Below are 19,068 nucleotides of genomic sequence, written 5' to 3'. Positions count from 1 at the left end.
CTTCTCTAGCAAAAGAAAAGTGGAGATACCGTCAGAGTATGGCTATTGCGCCTTGAACTTGGTTTTATCCAACTGATGTTTTTTTAGTTTGTCGTACAAGGTTTTGCGTGATACCTGTAATTCTAGTTGAACCTCTTTGAGTCTGCCTCGGTGTCTTTGTAGTGCATCGAATAATAAGCAATATTCAAAGTATTCTGTGCGCTGAGTCATACTCTGAATTTCGATACTTTTTTCACTGTTCCAATCTTCCATTCGGAAGGTATCTGGCTTGAGTGCGCGAAGTTCTGCAAATTGGCGTAGCTGCTTAATATTTTCTGGCCATTCTAAATCGGTCAGATGTTTGACTTCTTCTAAGCTAATGTGTGGCGGTTGAAGCTGATAACGGCTCGCTGCGTGGCGTACAAAGTGCTTATATAAAGGTCCAATGTCTTCTTTTCTTTCATCGAGTGTCGGCAAGTGAATTAGAGTAGCTAGGGCTTTTATAGACGGATCGACTTGGGTTGTCGCACCAAAAACACGCTCAAGTTTCGGGTGGTTAAATAAGCATTGCCATTGTTCATGTGACACATGCTCAGCACTATGTAAGTACAAGCTGCAATGGCTTTTTCCTTCAATCAAGCGATGTATGGCTTTATCGAGAGCTTCTAATGAAAGCTCATAGAGATCCTCACCAGAAGCGGCGATTAACTCGCTGTCTGGCGTTGCATGTATGTCGTGGGCAAATTGTGCGGCGAGCCGGCGACCTGTGCCATCTTGACCAACAAAAATGAGCGGCTGGTTCGTTGGTGCGCTGATCAAAGCGCGACGAATGCTCACCATGGCTTTACTGTGACCAATCATTTTCGGACCAACGTGAGTTTGCATGTCGAGCTCTTTTTTAAGCCAGATGTTTTCCTGCAATAGATTCAACTTATCGCCAGCATTATTGAGCGACTTCATCAGTTGTTCTGTTGAAAAAGGCTTTTCGAGAAAGTCGTACGCGCCGCTTTTCATCGCATCTACCGCGGTTTTCACATCTCCATGTCCGGTAAGTACGATAAATTGAAAGTGATCGTTTTTACTTCGCAACGTTCGCATGAACTCCAATCCATCCATCACGGGCATATGGATATCGGTGATGATGATCGCTGGCGTATTTGGGTCGATAACGCGTAAGGCTTCCACGGCGTTTGGTAAGCAGGTGACGTCTATCCCTTCAATAAGTAGTGCTTGAGATACGGCATCACGAATATGTGGTTCATCATCAACAAAGAAAACGGGATTATTCATGGTTGTTTTCCACTTCTGGGTTGCGTTGGTTTTGGATAGCGATTGGCAGCGTTACGATAAAGGTCATGCCTCCTGCTTGTTGTTCCGTGTTCTGATGTTTATAAGCACTGAGTGAACCGTGATAGCTTTCTAAAATGCGTTTGGAGATGGTCAAACCTAATCCTAAGCCCTCTGGCTTAGTCGTAAAAAATGGGTCAAAGACTTTTGCTAGGGCTTCGTCCGACATGCTGGGCCCGTTGTCGGAAACAAGAATGTCACAGCTGTCATCATGACACTGAACGGCAATAGATATTTGCGGATCAATGCAGTAGTTTTCCATCGCTTGTGCAGCATTATGGAAGAGATTGATCAGAACTTGCTCTAACTCAACGCTGTGAATTGCTAGCTTTACATTATAATCGATGGCTGGGACTTTTAATGTCACCCCTTGTTTAATGAGTTTGTTGCTCAAAATGCTGGTGGCAGTATGCACTGCGTCGTGCAGTACCGCGATTTCATTGTGTGAATCGTGCGTGGCTTTCCGAGTAAAGACTTTTAAGCGAGCGATCACTTCCGAAATGGTGTCATTGAGTGTCAGCATTTTGCCCAAATTGTCGGCGACCATTGGGTATTTTTCCATTGCCAACAAACGCTGCGAGTTTTCGGTATAGGTTCTTAGTGCGGAAAGTGGCTGATTTATCTCATGATTAATACTGGCAGAAAGTTCTCCCAACAATGCCAATTTCGCGGCTTGAGTCAGTTCTTGTTGTGTTTGTTTAAGCTCTTGTTGGCTTTGCTCATATTGGCGGATGGTCTGTTGTAGCTTTTGGTTGGCCTCACTCAACACTAAGGTTCGTTGCACCACTTTTTCTTCTAGGCTCACATTAAGGTCGGCTAGGCGTGCCTTGTTCACGAGTGTTTGGAACCACGCCAACGCAATCAGCGCAATGAGCGCATATAGAATCAGAAAGACGACATCAGCCTGTAAAACGGCGGCAAGGACGGTGTTGTGGTTTATCAAGGCAACGACGCGAAATCCTTTATCCAATAAATGTGTCGCGTATGCGAGGTAATTGGGTGAGAGGAGCAATTGATTATCAGCAAACTCGGTGACGCCACTTTGCGCGGTAAGCTCACCAAAATACTCTGGTAAGGTATCGCCATACTGACGCGTTTCGGTAAGCTCGTTTATCGCACTCGGTGACAGCGGGAAAAGTGCACGATAGCGCCAGTTAGGCAAATTGCTCATAAACACGACATTGTGTTTATCCGTGATGAGTACGTCCGTCGTGGTTTGCGAAAGACGCTGTTCTAACTGCTCCAAATTCACTTTTACCGTGATCACGCCAACGACCTCATCATTTACCCAAAGCGGAGATGAGAAGAAGTACCCACGTTTATTTGAACGAACGCCTAACCCGACATATTGAGCAGGTTCACCGCGTCGCGCATTTTTAAAATAGGGACGATAGCTAAAGCTGGAACCAACAAACGTATCCTCTTGCTGAAAGTTACTTGAGGCAATGACTAACCCTGTGCGGTCATGAACGTAAATCGTATCGGCCAAACTTTGTTTCAACCAATCTGCTAACAATAGGTTGAGCTCGTGAGAGGGCGATCCGCGTTCTACTGCTTTGAGTAATCTCGGATCGTGACTTAATAGGTTTGGTATCTGTTCAAACTTTGCCAGCTCGTAGTCGACTTCTTGCGACACTTGCGCCGCTTGCCTCTCTAGCTTTTGTTGCCACTGATCATGTTGGTATTGAGTTGCGTAATGATGAGTAAGCGCAAGCCCTGAAATGCCAATGGCACACAGCAGCAGTAGAAAATGGCGTAGGGCTTTAGGGTTGAGTAAGTTCACGATCAGCTCACTGGTTTTTTGTGTCATGGTATCAAATGACACACTGTGATGCTGTGAGCGGCAACGATAACAAGCACAATGATGTCCTTGTATTTCCTCAGTATCGGGAGCACAATCGACAAAAACGAGTGAAGGAGTAAAGATGGAACTTGCTGATATTCGTCGTGAGTACACCAAAGGTGGGCTACGTCGTAAAGATTTGAAAGCTGATCCTATTGATCAATTTAATCTGTGGCTAGAGCAAGCAGTTGAAGCGGGTTTAACGGATCCGACTGCGATGACAGTTGCAACGGTTGATGAAAATGGCATGCCGTTTCAACGCATTGTTCTATTAAAAAACGTCGACAAAAATGGCTTTGTATTTTACACCAATCTAGGCAGTCGCAAGGCCCAGCAGCTTGAGCATAACAGCAATATTAGTTTGCACTTCCCTTGGCATCCGTTAGAGCGCCAGGTTCATATTACAGGTGTGGCGGAAAAGCTCACCGCCGTAGAAAATATGAAATACTTTACTTCTCGTCCAAAAGAGAGCCAATTAGCCGCAATCGCGAGCAAGCAAAGTAGCCGTATTTCTGCTCGAGGTGTATTAGAAGGTAAGTTTTTAGAGCTAAAACAGAAATTTGCGAAGGGTGAAATACCGGTTCCAACCTTCTGGGGTGGCTTTCGCGTAAAACCACAGAGCATCGAGTTTTGGCAGGGTGGTGAACACCGTCTTCATGACCGCTTTCTTTTCTCCCAACATGACGGAAATTGGGACATTGACCGTCTAGCGCCATAAACTCTCGTGCCTCATGAATAAACAAACACCGCCCACTTGGGCGGTGTTTTTGTAGGTAGAAAGTGGCGCGAATTATCGCTCTCCATTCAACACTACCGATAATTGATGCTTAAGCAGCGTTTTGGGTACAACAGAGCCGTAGCCAGCTTCCATTGCTTTATCTATTAGTTCGTTCTTGCTGTTCGCTGCAAACTTATTACGTAAGCGTGCGACGTGACCTTCAACGGTTTTTGTTGATATGCCCATGACCTGAGAGATGAATTGTGGCTTCTTGCCGTAGAGCAAGAGGAAAAGCGTTTCTTGCTCGCGACATGTGAGCTTCTCTGGTTTTGGCTGTAAGTCAGAGAAACGAAAGATGGATTGCTGATTAGGGTTGGTGCTGATTGCACGACAAACCCAATACCCGACTTCAATCACGGCGGTGTCGGTGAGTTCTCTTCCGTAGAAAATGGTCCCTACGATGTTACCATTGTCATCTCGCCACGGTGTTTTAGTAAAGATATGCGCTCGCCAGCGGCCATCTGGATAAGGATGGATATCAAGAATTTTGAGTGACTCACCAGTTTCGATGACGTGTTTATCTTGGCGTTGAAATTCTTGTGCACATTCAGTGGTTGGGCTTGCCATCTCAAAATCAGTTTTACCGACGCACTCCTCGGGCGACGTGTGTCCCAACAGTTCTGCGTATTCCTGATTTACGTAGCGGAATACCGAATCTTTATCTTTGCATCCCCAACAACCTGGTAGCTGTTTAAGGAGGGATTGTTCTATGGTATCGACTGAAATATTCACAAAAGGACTCACTACATACTGCTTTTACCAATACAGAGACGTCCGTGTTGCGTTGTTAATATTGACATTGCCAAGTAGGCAGTCACGTTGCTAGAACACGTTCGTTGATTGGCGCTCAATCCAATTAAGTTCATGGTGTTCGATATTTTCGTCACACAGTGATAAACAACAACGAAATTGAACGAAGAATTTAATTGGGAAAATGGTCTGTTTCATTACAGATATGTGCGCTCACGGATGTCCGCCTGATGTTCGGCTTACAACTCGTATCGTCCTTGATCATGCTTCCTACAACTCAGTTGTAATTTAGTTGGCGTTCATATCACTCATCGAGAGGGAGAACGGCGCCTAAGTCATATGAGAGGGACAGTGAGACGAAAGCTATAATATCAGCTTATGCCATTGTTTTCATTGTTGAGAAGCGAAAAAAAAGCCAGCCTGAAGACGGGCTGGCAACACAAGATATAATCTTGTCGACGTGTAGAAGAGGTTCTAAATTACCTAGCGAGGGTCTGCTAAGTAAGTTAGAGGTATCAATGAGATACCGAGAGCTTTAGATCGTATGCATCTTAAAGCTCGAGGACTAATGTATTGAATCAGAAGCATATTAGTAAGGGGGGAAATCCCTCTATGTTGATTTCAAGATGTGGCTTTGATCTGTTTATGAGGCGATTTATCTATTTTGAACCGCAGTGTTCTACCAAATAACGGATTGTTCGGTAACAAGGATCTTTATATCTATTGGTTATGTATACGTAAGGTGCTTCTATCTATCCGTTTTTGTTAATAAAATTGGTTGCTCATTGACCGTAAGTTAACCTCGCATGATCATCGTTCCGGAACTATGATCATGTAAACGAACTTGATCATGCTGTTTTGATCTTGTGCGATTGAGTTGGGGAAAAGTTGCAACCCAACAAGGAAGGTATATGATGCCAAGACGTAAGCTGACCGTGTAAAGACGACTGTTTAAAATGAGTGATTCAGATAACCCCAAAGCCCCGCCATATCAAGAGATTATGCTGCCTAAGCCAGCAGAACTGATCACACTTCCGTCTTATATGGACTGCCATGATCATTCTTACACACAGATCGTGATTGGTTTAAAAGGACAAGCCGAATTTGAAGTGCGTGGACGAGGTAATCTTGTCGGTCCTGGCCAAGGTTGTGTGGTAACCGCATGCTCTGATCATGCTTTCGGTGGCGTCATTAATCAATCGGATATTTTGGTGCTGAATATGCCAAAACCGACAAATGATGATCCTGAAATGCTGCAGAAAATCAATAATCTAGAAAGAGACCATGTCTACTTTCAGTTAGACGGTCAAATTCAGAAGCTGATACAGATGTTGGTTCAGGAAATGCGAAACCATCCGGACGACCTGCTGTTAAGTCGCGCGTGCAACGACACCGTGATTGCATTAATGCAGCGCCATATCTCGGCATTTGAGACTAGCCGAAAAGAGTCACGCTTTGATTTGGAGGCGATTGATCGCTACATCGAGCAGCACCTTAGCCATAAAATCAGTGTGGCTCAGTTAGCGGGACGAGTGTTTCTAGGGGAAAGTCAGTTCCATTGCTTGTTTAAGGATCAGATGGGGATTACACCTCATCAATATGTTCTCGGAAAGCGTATCGACATGGCTCGTGAATTAATCGAGCAAGGCCACCTTTCTTTAGGGCAAATTGCCGAATTCACTGGTTTCTCAAGCCAGAGTACGTTTACTCATACTTTTACTCGCTTACAGGGAATATCGCCATCCCGCTATAAAAAACAAGTTGGATAACAACGCGTATTTTTAGGTCAAATTAGCAGCAATCAGAACAAAGCCATGCAATATGCATGGTTTTTTTGTGTTTTATTCACGTGACCTATCTCTCGTTTTGTTAAATTCTCTGTCCTTTGGTGTGACTGATATGCCACTTGATCCTACATTTTCTCTTAGAACGAGCGCTTCACAAAAATCTTATTGATATTCCTGACATTTTGTTGTGAATGCAATGAAAAAATTAAAATTTACAACACAAAATATTACCTATTTGAATGTGACTATGTGGATGTTTTGTTATAAAAGCGAGTTTTTGGCAAAAATGTCGTAGTTTTTGACAAGTATTCTTATCGGCCTCAAAATACACTGCCAGCCATTGATAATCCTCGAAGCGGTTTTCGAGGAGTGAGATTGAGGAACACACATGTTTACAGCTACGAACGTGTTGACACCGGAATTTATCGGGCAGCCGCTTGATAAGTTGTGGTCACTGATCTCGCCATTGTATATGGTGGACGAGTCTCAATGGCTAGAGCAACTATTGCCACTAGCGACGCCGACAGAGGATGAAAAATCGGCGATCACTACCCAAACGACCCAACTTATCGAAGCCATTCGTGCCGATAAGAAGTCAATCCAGATGATTGATGCTCTATTGTTGGAATACAGCTTAGATACTCAAGAAGGTATCTTGCTGATGTGTCTTGCAGAAGCATTAATGCGCATCCCAGATGCCGCGACAGCAGATTCTTTGATTAAAGATAAGTTGAGCGTCGCAGACTGGAAATCTCACCTGAAAAACTCTGACTCTGTGTTTGTTAACGCATCAACATGGGGCCTCATGCTAACAGGTAAAGTGGTTGGTCTTGGTGAGCAAGGCACCCAGAGCCCAGGTCAGGCTGTAAACCGTCTGGTAAATAAATTCTCTGAGCCTGTGATTCGTAAAGCCATGTATCAGGCAATGAAGATTATGGGTCACCAGTTTGTTCGTGGTCGTACGATAGAAGAAGCGCAAAAGAACGGTCGCCAAATGCGCGACAAAGGTTTCACCTACTCATTTGATATGTTAGGTGAAGCGGCGTTAACTACAGCGGACGCGAACAAGTACTTCAAAGATTACCTAATGGCGATCGAAGCGGTAGGTCGAGAAACTTACGGCAATGACACCAGTCCTGCGCCTTCGATTTCCATCAAGCTTTCTGCATTACACCCGCGCTACGAAGTCGCAAATGAAGAACGTGTAATGACAGAGTTGTATGACTCACTAATGCAGCTATTGAAACGTGCAATTGAAGTCGACGTTGCAATCACAATCGATGCAGAAGAAGCGGATCGCCTTGAGCTTTCTCTGAAGCTATTTGAGAAAGTGTACCGTAGCGATCTTGTGAAAGGTTGGGGCAAGTTTGGTTTGGTTATTCAAGCCTACTCAAAACGTGCTCTACCAGTCTTGGTGTGGCTAAACGCACTCGCAAAAGAGCAGGGTGACCTTATTCCGCTGCGTTTGGTTAAAGGCGCGTACTGGGACAGCGAAATCAAGTGGTCTCAACAAGCGGGTTACGCTAATTACCCGGTATACACTCGCAAAGAAGCGACGGACGTTGCGTACCTAGCTTGTGCTCGTTTCCTACTTAGCGAAGGTGTTCGCGGTAATATCTACCCGCAATTTGCAAGCCACAATGCCCACACGGTGACGGCAATCGCCGTTATGGCTGAGCACAAAGAGTACGAGTTCCAGCGTCTACATGGTATGGGTGATTCACTGTATAACCATGTTATGGAAATGTATGGTCAGCCAGTACGTATTTACGCTCCTGTCGGTAGCCATGCTGATCTTCTTCCGTACTTGGTTCGTCGTCTGCTTGAAAATGGCGCAAACAGCTCGTTTGTACATCGATTGGTTGATGCGCGTTGTCCGATTTACGAGTTGACTCATCACCCTGTTGATGTGTTGACGGGTTTTGACACGCTACACAACGACAAGATCCCATTACCTGCCGACATCTTCCCTGAGCGTAAGAACTCATACGGCGTCAACATTGATATCGACAGTGAGGCGAAGCCATTTGAAGCGCAAGTAGAAAGCTTCATGGACAATCAGTGGGTTGCAGGCCCGATGATCAATGGTGAGCGTTTTGCCGAAAGCATGATCAAGGAAAATGCGGCTGAGATCATCACCGCACCGTACGATCGCCGAATTGAAGTCGGCAAGGTGGCATTTGCAACACTTGATCATGTTTCCGCTGCAATTGATGCGGCGCAAACTGCTTTCTCTGATTGGAAAGGCGTTCCTGTTGAGCAAAAAGCGGCTTGTTTAGAAAAGCTTGCTGACTTAATGGAAGAAAATCTGGCTGAGCTGGTGGCGATTTGTCACAAAGAAGCGGGCAAGACGATTCACGATAGTATTGATGAAGTTCGTGAAGCAGTGGATTTCTGTCGTTATTACGCGAAACAAGCGCAAAACCTACAGCCATTTGAGCTAGAAGGTTTTGACGGTGTGAAACGCATTTCTAGCCGTGAAGGTCTTGGTGTGTTTGTGTGTATTAGCCCTTGGAACTTCCCGCTGGCTATCTTCCTTGGTCAGGTAACGGCAGCACTGATTGCAGGTAACACTGTGGTTGCCAAACCTGCTGAGCAAACAAGCCTAATTGCCGCTCGCGCTATTGAATTAATGCTTGATGCGGGTTTCCCAGCTGGTGTGATTCAGTTACTTACTGGTCGCGGCGCTGAGATCGGTCATGCACTGACTTCTCATGATGCCATTGCTGGTGTGGCATTCACTGGTTCAACGGCAACTGCGCAACGCATTAACGTCACGCTCGCGGAGCGTACTGCGAAACCGGTTCCGTTTATTGCGGAAACAGGTGGTCAAAACGCGATGATCGTGGACAGTACGGCATTGCCAGAGCAGGTGGTGCGTGATGTGATTCGTTCGGCGTTTGCATCTGCCGGTCAGCGTTGTTCTGCCCTTCGTGTTCTATTTGTACAAGAAGATGTAGCAGACCGTATGATCAACCTGATTCAAGGTGCGATGAATGAGCTGCATGTTGGTTTACCTTACCTACACAAAACAGATGTTGGTCCGGTTATCGACAGCAACGCAAAACAAAAACTCCTTGCTCACCTTGAGCAAATGAGCAAAACACAGACTAAAGTCGCTCAGCTGCAACTTGACGAATCGTGCCAGCATGGTGATTTTGTCTCGCCAAGTGCGTTTGAAATCTCGGGCATCGATGTGCTGAAAGAAGAACAATTTGGTCCAATCTTGCACATTGTTCGCTTTAAAGCGTCTGAATTACCGAACGTGGTTGCGCAGATCAACAAGACGGGTTTTGGCTTGACGATGGGTATCCATAGCCGTAACGAAACCACGTACCGTTGGATTGAGAAACACGCTCGAGTGGGTAACTGCTACATCAACCGAGACCAAGTTGGTGCTGTGGTTGGCGTACAGCCGTTTGGTGGTCAAGGCTTGTCGGGTACTGGCCCGAAAGCTGGTGGTCCACACTACCTATTCCGCTTCACTCAACATCTTCTTGCTCAAGCAGAAAACGCATAAGGAGTCGCATTATGGTTCATCAGATCACCTATTTTAAAGATGCATTCTCTGCGTGGGAGCAGTGGAATCTGACTGATTTTGATTACAAATGCGAGCATGTTCTGGCATTTAAATCTGCATTAGAAGGGCAGCAGTCTACCGTTGCCAAAGTGGTTTCTTACCACTTGCAACAAGCATCAACTCTTCTTGCAGAAACTCACCAGTTAGTTGGCCCTACAGGGGAAACTAACGAACTGTATGCCGCAGGACGCGGTGTGGCTTTGGTGATTTGTGAAAACAACATCGAGCCTGCTGATAATGCGTTATACAGTGCTTTTGCGATGATCACCTGTGCCTTAATTGCAGGCAACAGCGTGGTCGTTTGCAGTGACAATGCAGAGCTAAACCAACTGGTTAAGCAAGCTGTAGCGTTGGCAAACTTCCCATCTAACTTAGTCCAGGTTGTTGCGTACGATGCGTCTGCCCCGTTGCTTGAGAGCGATGTACGTAGTGTGGGTTATGTTGGGCGTTCACAGGTTGAGTATGCGCTCAATCTTCAACTAGCTAAGCGTGACGGTGCAATCGTCGGCTTAGTTTCTGAAACGGATTTAGAGTCACCGAAATTGGCTCATGATCCTCATCTCTCGTTGCGCTTCATTACCGAGCGCACTCGAACGATAAATATTACCGCGGTGGGTGGTAACGCGACTCTACTCGAGTTGGGGAACGAAACTCACTAACCTGACTTGTGATACCAATCTGGAGTAACTGGACTGAGAGCCGGTCCAGATTGGTTTCTTATACTCTGATGTATTGCTGAGACGGTAAAATATCAGGGCAGGCAAGGAAGGAAATAATTATAACGAGGACTATCTAATGATAGAAAATAGCTTTGCTATCACGTCCACTTTTGTGGCGTATTTACTGATTATGGTTGCTATTGGCGTTTACGCGTATAAGAGGACTTCCAATTCATCTGATTACTTCCTAGGTGGCCGTAGCCTAGGTCCGTGGCCTGCTGCATTATCTGCAGGTGCTTCAGATATGAGTGGCTGGTTGCTGCTAGGCTTGCCTGGCTATGCGTACGCTGCGGGTATCGAGGCCTTCTGGTTAGCCGGCGGTCTACTTCTTGGTACATGGGCAAACTGGCTCATCAGTGCAAAACGCCTACGTACCTACAGTATCCAAACTGACGCGTTAACGTTGCCAGAGTTCCTGTCACGTCGCTTCAACGATAAGTCGAAACTGATCCAGACAATCTCTGCGTTTTTCATTCTTCTATTTTTCCTTTTCTACACCAGCTCAGGTTTGGTCGCAGGGGGCAAACTGTTTGAGACGGTATTCGGTCTAGATTACACCTACGCTGTTATTATCGGTACGGTGTGTGTCGTTTCTTACACACTATTCGGTGGTTTCCTTGCGGTATCTTGGACTGACTTAGTGCAAGGTCTGCTAATGGCCGCTGCGCTAATGATTGTTCCTGTTGCAGTAATGGACGGTGGTCTAGGTCAGCTAACTTCTGATCTGCATGACATCAACCCAGAACTTGCAACGCTATGGAATGACGCCAAAGGCGAACCACTGTCTGCGATTGCTATCATCTCTTTAGCGGCATGGGGTCTTGGTTACTTTGGTCAGCCACACATCCTAGCGCGTTTTAAAGCGTCTCGTTCAAACAAAGATCTAACGACTGCACGTCGTATCGCTGTGATTTGGACTGCACTATCTATGGTTGGTGCAATGCTTGTTGGTCTTGTCGGTCTGGTTTGGGTTACGGGTCATCCGGGTACTCAACTAGAAGACGGCGAGAAGATCTTCATGCTATTGGTTAACGCAGTATTCCACCCTGTCGTTGCGGGTATGTTGTTAGCAGCAATCCTAGCGGCGGTAATGAGTACAGCAGACTCACAGCTTCTTGTTTCATCTTCAGCGCTTGCAGAAGATTTCTACAAGCAAGTATTCAAGCCAGAAGCGTCTTCTGAAGAAATCGTAATGATTGGCCGTATCGGCGTTATCGTTATTTCGCTTGTTGCGCTATTCCTAGCAATGACACCAGATAGTTCAGTACTTGGTCTTGTTTCTTACGCTTGGGCTGGCTTCGGTGCTGCATTTGGTCCTGCGGTTGTACTTAGCCTTTACTGGAGCGGTATGAACCGTAACGGCGCACTAGCAGGTATCCTTGTTGGTGGTATCACTATCGTAGTTTGGAAGCAGCTAACTGGCGGTTGGTTTGATGTGTATGAAATCGTACCGGGCATCATCTTCTCTACGCTTGCTATCGTTGTTATCAGCAAAGCGACAGGCGGTGCAGCGCAAGACGTATTAGACCAACATCAATCGTACGAGAAGAAACTAGTTGAACTAGACTAATTACTTCCTTTTACGAACACAAAGCCCGCTTATACAGCGGGCTTTGTTTTATCTGAACTTAATAAACGTTAATGGTGATTGCTTGAGGCCAGATTTTCACGTCGCTTTATTCTTTGTGAGTGTGTTAGTCACGACGAACTTTGGCGTAAATGACGGTGTTACTCAGCTCGCCAGAAGACGCACGCCGAGCATTGCGTAGCTCACCTTCAAACTCATACCCACAGCGCTCAGCAACCGCACGACTTTTGCGGTTATTCGCATCGGCTAAAATCGCGATTCTTTTCGCGTCCAACGCTTCGAATGCATAGTTTTCAATCGCCGCTACCGCCTCAGAGATATAACCGTAGCCTACCGCGCGATCATCAAGCCAATAGCCAATCTCAAATGCCGGTATCTCTTGATCATGGATCATTAACCCAATGGCGCCGAGTAAACGATCGCTTTCCTTGTCGATTAGGTAGTAGCGCAACTCTTCTTCGAAGTTTTCAAAGTTTGCGATGGCTTTCTCTGTCCCTGCAATCATCGCTTCTAAAGTGAGCACGTGAGGTACCCATGGCAGGTAAACTTCAAGCGTTCTTTGGCTACGAACAACGGCCTGATGTGCTTCTTCTGCACGTTCCAAGCAAGCTGGGATGAGCTTTAAACGTTTGGTTTCCATGTCGAATCTCCTAGGCTTTTATACTCCAATCGTCTCGTAATGCAGGATTCAGAGCGTTATCACTAAAAATCATTTAAACAGAAACACTTAGAGACATCTAGCCTTCGCAAGAACATTATTCACTTGGTTTGTAAGGGAGAAGCTGAGAGAATTGAGGCGTTATAAACATAAAATGGTTTAATATGAAACTTCTAGTAAGAAACTTAGCTCGTGAGACGACAGAGCAAGACATCCGTACTCTGTTCTCAAACTACGGCAAAGTTGAGCTTTGCACCGTCGTGCTTGATCAAGAAACGGGTTTATCAAAAGGGTTTGGTTTTGTGATCATGCCGGATGAAGCCGAAGCCGTTGCGGCGTTGGAGGCACTAAACCTGTCTTCAGTACACAAGAGCAAGATTCGTGTGAAAGTCGCACAAGACTAGTATTTTTGCCTTTCAAGGTGAAAGATAAAACCAGCTGAGAGGCTGGTTTTTTAGTGCCTTAATTTTGAGAGGTTGCTACGGTTACTTGAGGCGAAAATATTTGCTGGTATACGCAGACTTCTCGTTCTTTTCCCTGCATTTTGATGATGTGATTGTCGATATACGTCATGCCCAACTTTTGAATGACTGATTGGGATTGTCTGTTTTCGACCAAGTGCATCGCTTTTAGGCCCGATAACTCAAAATGTGGTCTGGCAAATTGAATTAAAGCCATTGACGCTTCTTGAGCAAACCCATTCCCCCAATAATCGACGCCAAGCCAATACCCTAATGTGCCGACTCCCTCGGAGATGTTTAGCAGACTAACAGCACCAATTAACGCTTCGTCTTGACGTTGAGTAATGGCATATATGACCCCACTACGTTGGTGATATACGCCAACATGGCTCTTAATCCAAACTTGTGCCATCGGCTCTTCATAGGGATGAGGAATATTTGCCGTCATATCTGCAATGCTCTTGTCTCCTGCGAGTCGTGCGACTGTTGCGCTGTCTGTCGGATGAAATGGGCGAAGAATAAGCCTTTGTGTCGTGAGCGTTGGTTGAAGCGTCATCGTGCGTCCTTGAGATGAGTCAGTATTGTGGAAATGGCAGATTCACACTGTAAATCAGGCGTGTTTAAACAACCAAGTAATGCCCGAATAGGAAATGTGAGTGAAAGCCATATTTAAAACGCCATAGAACTGTTCATTGCAGATTGAAATAGCGAGTAGCAACAATTGCTTATGTGTGACGTGTCGTATTATTACACACATAAGCGCGTTCGTTCATAATAATGGTACAAAAGTTGAGGTCTGACCAATGTCTCAATTTTTTGATACTTTCGTCCAATTTTTTGAAGATAGGACACAAAAAAATAAAGGGGCTTTTTTATTGTGGAATTATTTTGAACAAAATATGTCAATTGTCAGTAGTACTGAAAAACAGGGAGAAGAGAAATGCCGGATATATATTGCGCAGCTTGTAGAAAATCAACGCAACATAAAGTGATCATGAAGCGTTGCGAGCCACAGCCCGTTGATTCGTTGACAGGTAAAGTGGTGAGTTTTACACAGCTGATGGCGAAATTTGTATCAGGTGAACACTACTACGAGATGGAACCACAATACTACTGCCGATGCTGTAATCATCGTGCAATTGGAGAAGTGATTCCTCATCCTACCAGGCATACGTCGGCAGCTCTCTAATTCAGAGCGATAGCTATGATTAATAGCTAAACAGGGCGGCTTGTCCCGCACGCCAGATCTATAAAGGCGTATCACACGCTTTCAAATTTGCGACTCTAAGGGAGCCGCTAGATTACTTTTGTTCTTCATACTCGGTTATGGAGAGAGCGGTAGTAATCGCAGCCCTTTCCTTCCTTAGTTATTTTCTAATTATTCTCTGCTGAATTTCACATGCTGTGCATTTGATGGTTTGCAATTGTTTGAGCAACGATTAATGTGATGCTTTCTAAGTGGTTACAAGGAAGTGGGTTAATGAGTTATCAATTGGACCGGATTGATTTACACATTTTGAGAGTGCTTCATTCAAGAGGCAGAATTCCAGTTGTTGAACTCGCAAAGCAGATCAACTTAACGACCTCGCCGTGTTCTGACCGCGTGAAGCGGCTAGAAAAAGAGGGGTATATCAATGGCTATCATGCGGAGCTGAATGCGGAAAAATTAGGGTTGGATGTGCAAGTATTCATCCATATTCGCTTAGACCAAACCAGTTTTTCCATTTTTGAAAAGTTTGCGAAAGCCGTCGAATTGATGCCGGAAATTGAAGAGTGTTATTCGCTCTCTGGGGACTTCGATACCATGATAAAGGTTCGTGTTAAGAGCATGAAAGCGTATCAGGAGTTTATGTCGAGTAAGTTAGGCACGCTTCCGGGCGTAATCCAGACTCGCAGTGAAGTGGTAATTGAAGAACATAAAACAGGATTTGGCGTAAACCCGGAGCTCCTTGGTTAGGCGAGGCTGATGTCTATGACCGCAGCGCTTATGCGTTGAGAATATTATTTAACGTGACTTGGCGTATTACTTTTTCAAGATCAAAAAAGGAGCCGAAGCTCCTTTTTGATAAATCGGTGAGCGACTATGCGCCGATAAAGGTGCTGATAACACCAATTAAACCGCCAAAAACACCGCCCCAAACGACTAGCCAGCCAAGGTGTTCTTTAATCATTTTTTGCACCATTTCTTTGACCAGTGCTGGTGTTAATTCGCTCAAGCGCTGATCAATGATGCCTTCAATGTTCTGCTTTATCTCATCCATCATAGCAGGAGATTCGAACTGCTCTTTCAGTGCTTCTTTGATGTTATCGCTCTTGCTCAACTCAATAATGGATTCTTGCATCTTTTCGACGAAAGGCTGCCGCATAGGTTGTAATGCCTCCGCACCGCCAAACATCGCTAGCATGCCGCCAAATTGAGAGCCTTCGATCACTTCTACCAAAGAGTCAAACGCTGGGTTTAAATCCACTTTCTCAATCACAGGTTGAAGATCTATGTTTACACCGCCCGCCATTTCTTTGTTCAAGAATCGATCGATGTTCGCTTCGGTAAAGAACTGCTCCATCATCAAGTTTTTGATAGCCAGTTTAAACTCTTCAAATCGCGCGGGGATCACGCCAGAACCGTATAATCCAGGCACTTTTTCAAACAGCATGTGGATGGCAAGCCAGTTAGTGATGGCGCCTGAGAACGCAAACAGCCCCGCATACCAAAGGTAGTCGTTTTGTAATTGATGACCTCCAGCCATCAAAGCGATAGCGAGGACATTCGTTAGCAAACTTTTGTTCATAGTGACCAGTTATATGTGAATATCGGAATAAATAAGTGGGCCTGATTCTATACCTAAGTCACATTGAGATGCTAGGTTTTGCCGTGATGAGTGACCGTGTTGCGAAGGGATAAAAATGGATGTGCAGAAAAACAAAACCCGACAGTTACTGTCGGGCCACTGCTTTTTCTTAGAAAAACTAAGATTCTATTTTTAATTTTAGATGCGGTAGATCTTACAACAAAGTTGGCATTTCCATCTTTCTGAGTAGCCGAATAGCTTGTCAGCCCAACTTGGTTTGAGTTGTACGATCTGCATTGAACCACATTTACACATAAGCTAATTACCTTATTGTTAATCTAATAACTAAGCCATCTATTGAGTATAGCTGTTTCTCAAAAAGTGAAATGACAAATGAAGACGGCTCAAAACTCTGTATTGTGTTCATTGCAATGGATACGCAACGAGGCGGTATATTAGCAGAAAAAATGTGAGCTTTATCATGGAGGATGTTTCATATATGAGAAACTATAATGGCTATATGAGTATAGGGTTATCAATAAAAATGAAAAACGGCGCTTCATGCGCCGTTTTTATTGGGTTTCTCGCTAATTAAGAAACGTGTTGATTTTCTAACTCTTCAGCGATAAATCCGCCAGTTTGATGGGCCCAAAGCTGGGCATAAATACCGTTGTTCGCGATGAGCTCTTGGTGAGAACCTTGTTCAACAATACTGCCTTTATCTAGCACGATGAGGCGATCCATTTGTGCGATGGTCGACAATCGGTGCGCTATCGCAATAACGGTTTTTCCTTGCATTAATTCATTCAAGCTTTCCTGAATCGCTGCTTCGACTTCTGAATCCAGAGCCGATGTAGCTTCATCCAGTACCAGCAATGGTGCATCTTTTAGTAGCACACGAGATATTGCGATACGCTGACGTTGGCCGCCAGACAGTTTCACACCACGTTCACCAACTTGCGCATCGTATCCGACGTTGCCAAATGGGTCGGTCAGAGTTTCAATAAACTCATAGGCATGCGCTTGCTTAGTGGCTTTCAACAAATCTTCTTCTGTCGCATCTGGGTTGCCATACAAAATATTGTCGCGAATCGAGCGGTGCAGCAGAGAAGTATCTTGGGTCACCATACCGATCTTTGAACGCAAAGAGTCTTGTGTGACTTCTGAGATGTTCTGTCCATCGATCTTAATGCTGCCGTCTTCGACATCGTGGAAACGAAGTAACAAATTCACCAGAGTTGATTTTCCGGCGCCGGAGCGCCCAACCAATCCTACTTTCTCTCCTGGTTTGATGTTGAGGTCGAGATGGCTAATCACGCCTTTGTTCTCACCGTAATGGAAGCTGACGTTATCAAAGTGAATGCCTCCTTCAGTGACTACTAAGTCTTTTGCGCCTGGTTTATCTTTAATATCAATAGGCTTAGAGAGCGTTTTCATTCCATCGACTACAGTTCCCATATTTTCAAAGAGGGCGCCAACCTCCCACATGATCCACATCGACATACCATTTACGCGTAATGCAAGGCTAACAGCAATCGCAATCGCGCCAACGCTGATGGCACTATCCAACCACAGGTAAATCGATAAAGCAGCAACGGAAAAGACCAAAATATAGTTTGAGATCTCTACAGCAACGTCGAAGCCGGTCACTAGGCGCATTTGACGATAGACCGTATTCAAAAATCCCTTCATGCCTTGCTCAGCATATTGGGTTTCGCGCTGGCTATGGGAAAACAGTTTGACCGTTTGAATATTGGTATAGCTGTCGACGATGCGTCCGGTCATTGTCGAACGTGCATCGGCTTGCGCTGAAGCGACATCTTTGAGCTTAGGGACAAAATAGATTTGGATAGCGATGTAAGCGAGCAGCCAGACGATCATTGGGATCATCAAACGCCAGTCTGCCGTCGCTAACATAATTATCATGCTTGTGAAGTAAACCGTAACATAAACAAACACATCCATAGCTTTCATGACGGTTTCGCGCACAGCTAGTGACGTTTGCATGACTTTAGTTGCAACTCGGCCTGCAAAATCATCTTGATAGAAGTTTAAGCTTTGATTGAGCAAATACCGGTGTGCAAGCCAGCGGATAGACATTGGATAGTTGCCCAATAATGTTTGGTGAACGAGCAACGAATACACGATCACCAAAATGGGCATGACAACCAACAATAAGGTTCCGTAGAAAATTAAATCTGCTTTATTGTCTTGCAAGAACGTTTCTGGATTGCTGGTAGACAACCAATCAACCAATTGTCCCATCGCGCCAAACAACATAACTTCAACGACAGCAACAATCGTGGCCATCAAAGACATGATGATCAAAGGCTTTTCGTAGCCGCGGGTGTAATAACGTAAAAAAGCGAGCACCCCTGAAGGAGGCTGATCTGGTGTGGATTTGGGGAACGGCTCTGTAAAGCCTTCAAATCGTTTAAACATAACTCATCCTAAAGTTAAAACAGTGCCATTTGGGGTGGCTAAATCCATCGATTCACGCAGCTTTGGACGAAGCCGCGTGTATAAGGGTTTTTGGCTGCTCCTCGAGAAAGCAGACGGATTGACGAGAGGGGCGAAAAAATAGTCTAACCGATTGTGTTTTAAATGTAACTAGTTGGTTATGGGTGTGGTTGTCTATGGTTCTGATTCTTATGATGAATTCTTAGCATGTTCATCGCGATGCCATAAAACCTTAAACCTGCATAGTGACAATAAAATTTCGGGAGAAATAAGCTAAGTTCAGTGAAAATTACTTCTAGATAATTAAATTAATTGTGAAAACAGCAAAA

General features: G+C 45.0%; 15 protein-coding genes. 8 read left to right on the top strand and 7 right to left on the bottom strand.

Translation table 11 applies throughout. From position 1 onward, the window contains the following. Positions 1-42: 42 nt before the first annotated feature. Positions 43-1,269 (bottom strand): sigma-54 dependent transcriptional regulator, encoded by a 1,227-nt coding sequence (locus tag NDJ01_RS04485; RefSeq protein ID WP_258586327.1) that lies wholly within the window; start codon positions 1,267-1,269, stop codon positions 43-45. Then, a complete protein-coding gene (locus NDJ01_RS04480) occupies positions 1,262-3,136 on the bottom strand; it encodes an ATP-binding protein (protein WP_082244837.1) in 1,875 nt (624 codons plus the stop codon). The genes NDJ01_RS04485 and NDJ01_RS04480 overlap by 8 nt, the downstream gene beginning before the upstream one ends. A 115-nt stretch (positions 3,137-3,251) precedes the next feature. On the opposite strand from NDJ01_RS04480, the gene pdxH reads away from it, so the two are divergent. After that, positions 3,252-3,887 carry a pyridoxamine 5'-phosphate oxidase gene (pdxH, locus tag NDJ01_RS04475; RefSeq protein WP_047009698.1) on the top strand — a complete coding sequence of 212 codons (636 nt, stop codon included), beginning with the start codon at positions 3,252-3,254 and terminating at the stop codon, positions 3,885-3,887. A 72-nt stretch (positions 3,888-3,959) separates the two neighbouring features. Here pdxH and NDJ01_RS04470 read toward each other — a convergent pair whose 3' ends face one another. Further along, positions 3,960-4,679 carry a PAS domain-containing protein gene (locus tag NDJ01_RS04470; RefSeq protein ID WP_005392144.1) on the bottom strand — a complete coding sequence of 240 codons (720 nt, stop codon included), beginning with the start codon at positions 4,677-4,679 and terminating at the stop codon, positions 3,960-3,962. Between the two features lie 974 nt (positions 4,680-5,653). Here NDJ01_RS04470 and NDJ01_RS04465 point away from each other — a divergent pair. From NDJ01_RS04465 to putP, 4 genes are all read left to right on the top strand, one after another. After that, positions 5,654-6,466, top strand: coding sequence for an AraC family transcriptional regulator (locus NDJ01_RS04465; protein WP_258586326.1), 813 nt, complete (start codon positions 5,654-5,656; stop codon positions 6,464-6,466). Positions 6,467-6,872: 406 nt separating this feature from the next. Next, on the top strand, positions 6,873-10,004 hold the full coding sequence (gene putA, locus NDJ01_RS04460; protein WP_258586325.1) for a bifunctional proline dehydrogenase/L-glutamate gamma-semialdehyde dehydrogenase PutA: 3,132 nt from the start codon (positions 6,873-6,875) through the stop codon (positions 10,002-10,004). A gap of 11 nt (positions 10,005-10,015) precedes the next feature. Continuing rightward, positions 10,016-10,723, top strand: coding sequence for a 1-pyrroline-5-carboxylate dehydrogenase (locus NDJ01_RS04455; RefSeq protein WP_065645219.1), 708 nt, complete (start codon positions 10,016-10,018; stop codon positions 10,721-10,723). A gap of 136 nt (positions 10,724-10,859) precedes the next feature. Continuing rightward, positions 10,860-12,353, top strand: coding sequence for a sodium/proline symporter PutP (gene putP, locus NDJ01_RS04450; RefSeq protein ID WP_005392162.1), 1,494 nt, complete (start codon positions 10,860-10,862; stop codon positions 12,351-12,353). 124 nt (positions 12,354-12,477) lie between these two features. Here the strand turns inward: putP and NDJ01_RS04445 are convergent, their stop codons facing one another. Continuing rightward, positions 12,478-13,011, bottom strand: coding sequence for a GNAT family N-acetyltransferase (locus NDJ01_RS04445; protein ID WP_065645218.1), 534 nt, complete (start codon positions 13,009-13,011; stop codon positions 12,478-12,480). 182 nt (positions 13,012-13,193) lie between these two features. Between NDJ01_RS04445 and NDJ01_RS04440 the strand changes: the two genes are divergently transcribed. After that, positions 13,194-13,433, top strand: a complete 240-nt coding sequence (locus tag NDJ01_RS04440; protein ID WP_005392166.1) for an RNA-binding protein — start codon at positions 13,194-13,196, stop codon at positions 13,431-13,433. 58 nt (positions 13,434-13,491) lie between these two features. Here the strand turns inward: NDJ01_RS04440 and NDJ01_RS04435 are convergent, their stop codons facing one another. Beyond that, a complete protein-coding gene (locus NDJ01_RS04435) occupies positions 13,492-14,046 on the bottom strand; it encodes a GNAT family N-acetyltransferase (RefSeq protein ID WP_065645217.1) in 555 nt (184 codons plus the stop codon). Positions 14,047-14,430: 384 nt separating this feature from the next. Here NDJ01_RS04435 and NDJ01_RS04430 point away from each other — a divergent pair, with 384 nt between their 5' ends. Both NDJ01_RS04430 and NDJ01_RS04425 read left to right on the top strand, forming a co-directional pair. Then, positions 14,431-14,679: a hypothetical protein gene (locus tag NDJ01_RS04430; protein ID WP_012842405.1), complete on the top strand. Its 249-nt coding sequence runs from the start codon at positions 14,431-14,433 to the stop codon at positions 14,677-14,679. A 291-nt stretch (positions 14,680-14,970) separates the two neighbouring features. Beyond that, the gene (locus NDJ01_RS04425; protein ID WP_006740877.1) at positions 14,971-15,447 is read left to right on the top strand and encodes an Lrp/AsnC family transcriptional regulator; all 477 of its coding nucleotides are present in this window, start codon (positions 14,971-14,973) and stop codon (positions 15,445-15,447) included. A 124-nt stretch (positions 15,448-15,571) separates the two neighbouring features. Here the strand turns inward: NDJ01_RS04425 and NDJ01_RS04420 are convergent, their stop codons facing one another. Together NDJ01_RS04420 and NDJ01_RS04415 are read right to left on the bottom strand one after the other, a co-directional pair. Next, complete coding sequence (locus tag NDJ01_RS04420) at positions 15,572-16,279, bottom strand: DUF445 domain-containing protein (RefSeq protein WP_005392172.1); 708 nt, start codon at positions 16,277-16,279, stop codon at positions 15,572-15,574. A gap of 591 nt (positions 16,280-16,870) precedes the next feature. Continuing rightward, positions 16,871-18,721 (bottom strand): ABC transporter ATP-binding protein, encoded by a 1,851-nt coding sequence (locus tag NDJ01_RS04415; protein ID WP_258586324.1) that lies wholly within the window; start codon positions 18,719-18,721, stop codon positions 16,871-16,873. Positions 18,722-19,068: the final 347 nt, after the last annotated feature.

The organism is Vibrio sp. HS-50-1 (assembly GCF_024747315.1).
GTDB lineage: Bacteria > Pseudomonadota > Gammaproteobacteria > Enterobacterales > Vibrionaceae > Vibrio > Vibrio diabolicus.
The sequence above is the reverse complement of the archived record's forward strand: the minus strand, read 5'-3'. Positions and strand labels throughout refer to the sequence as shown.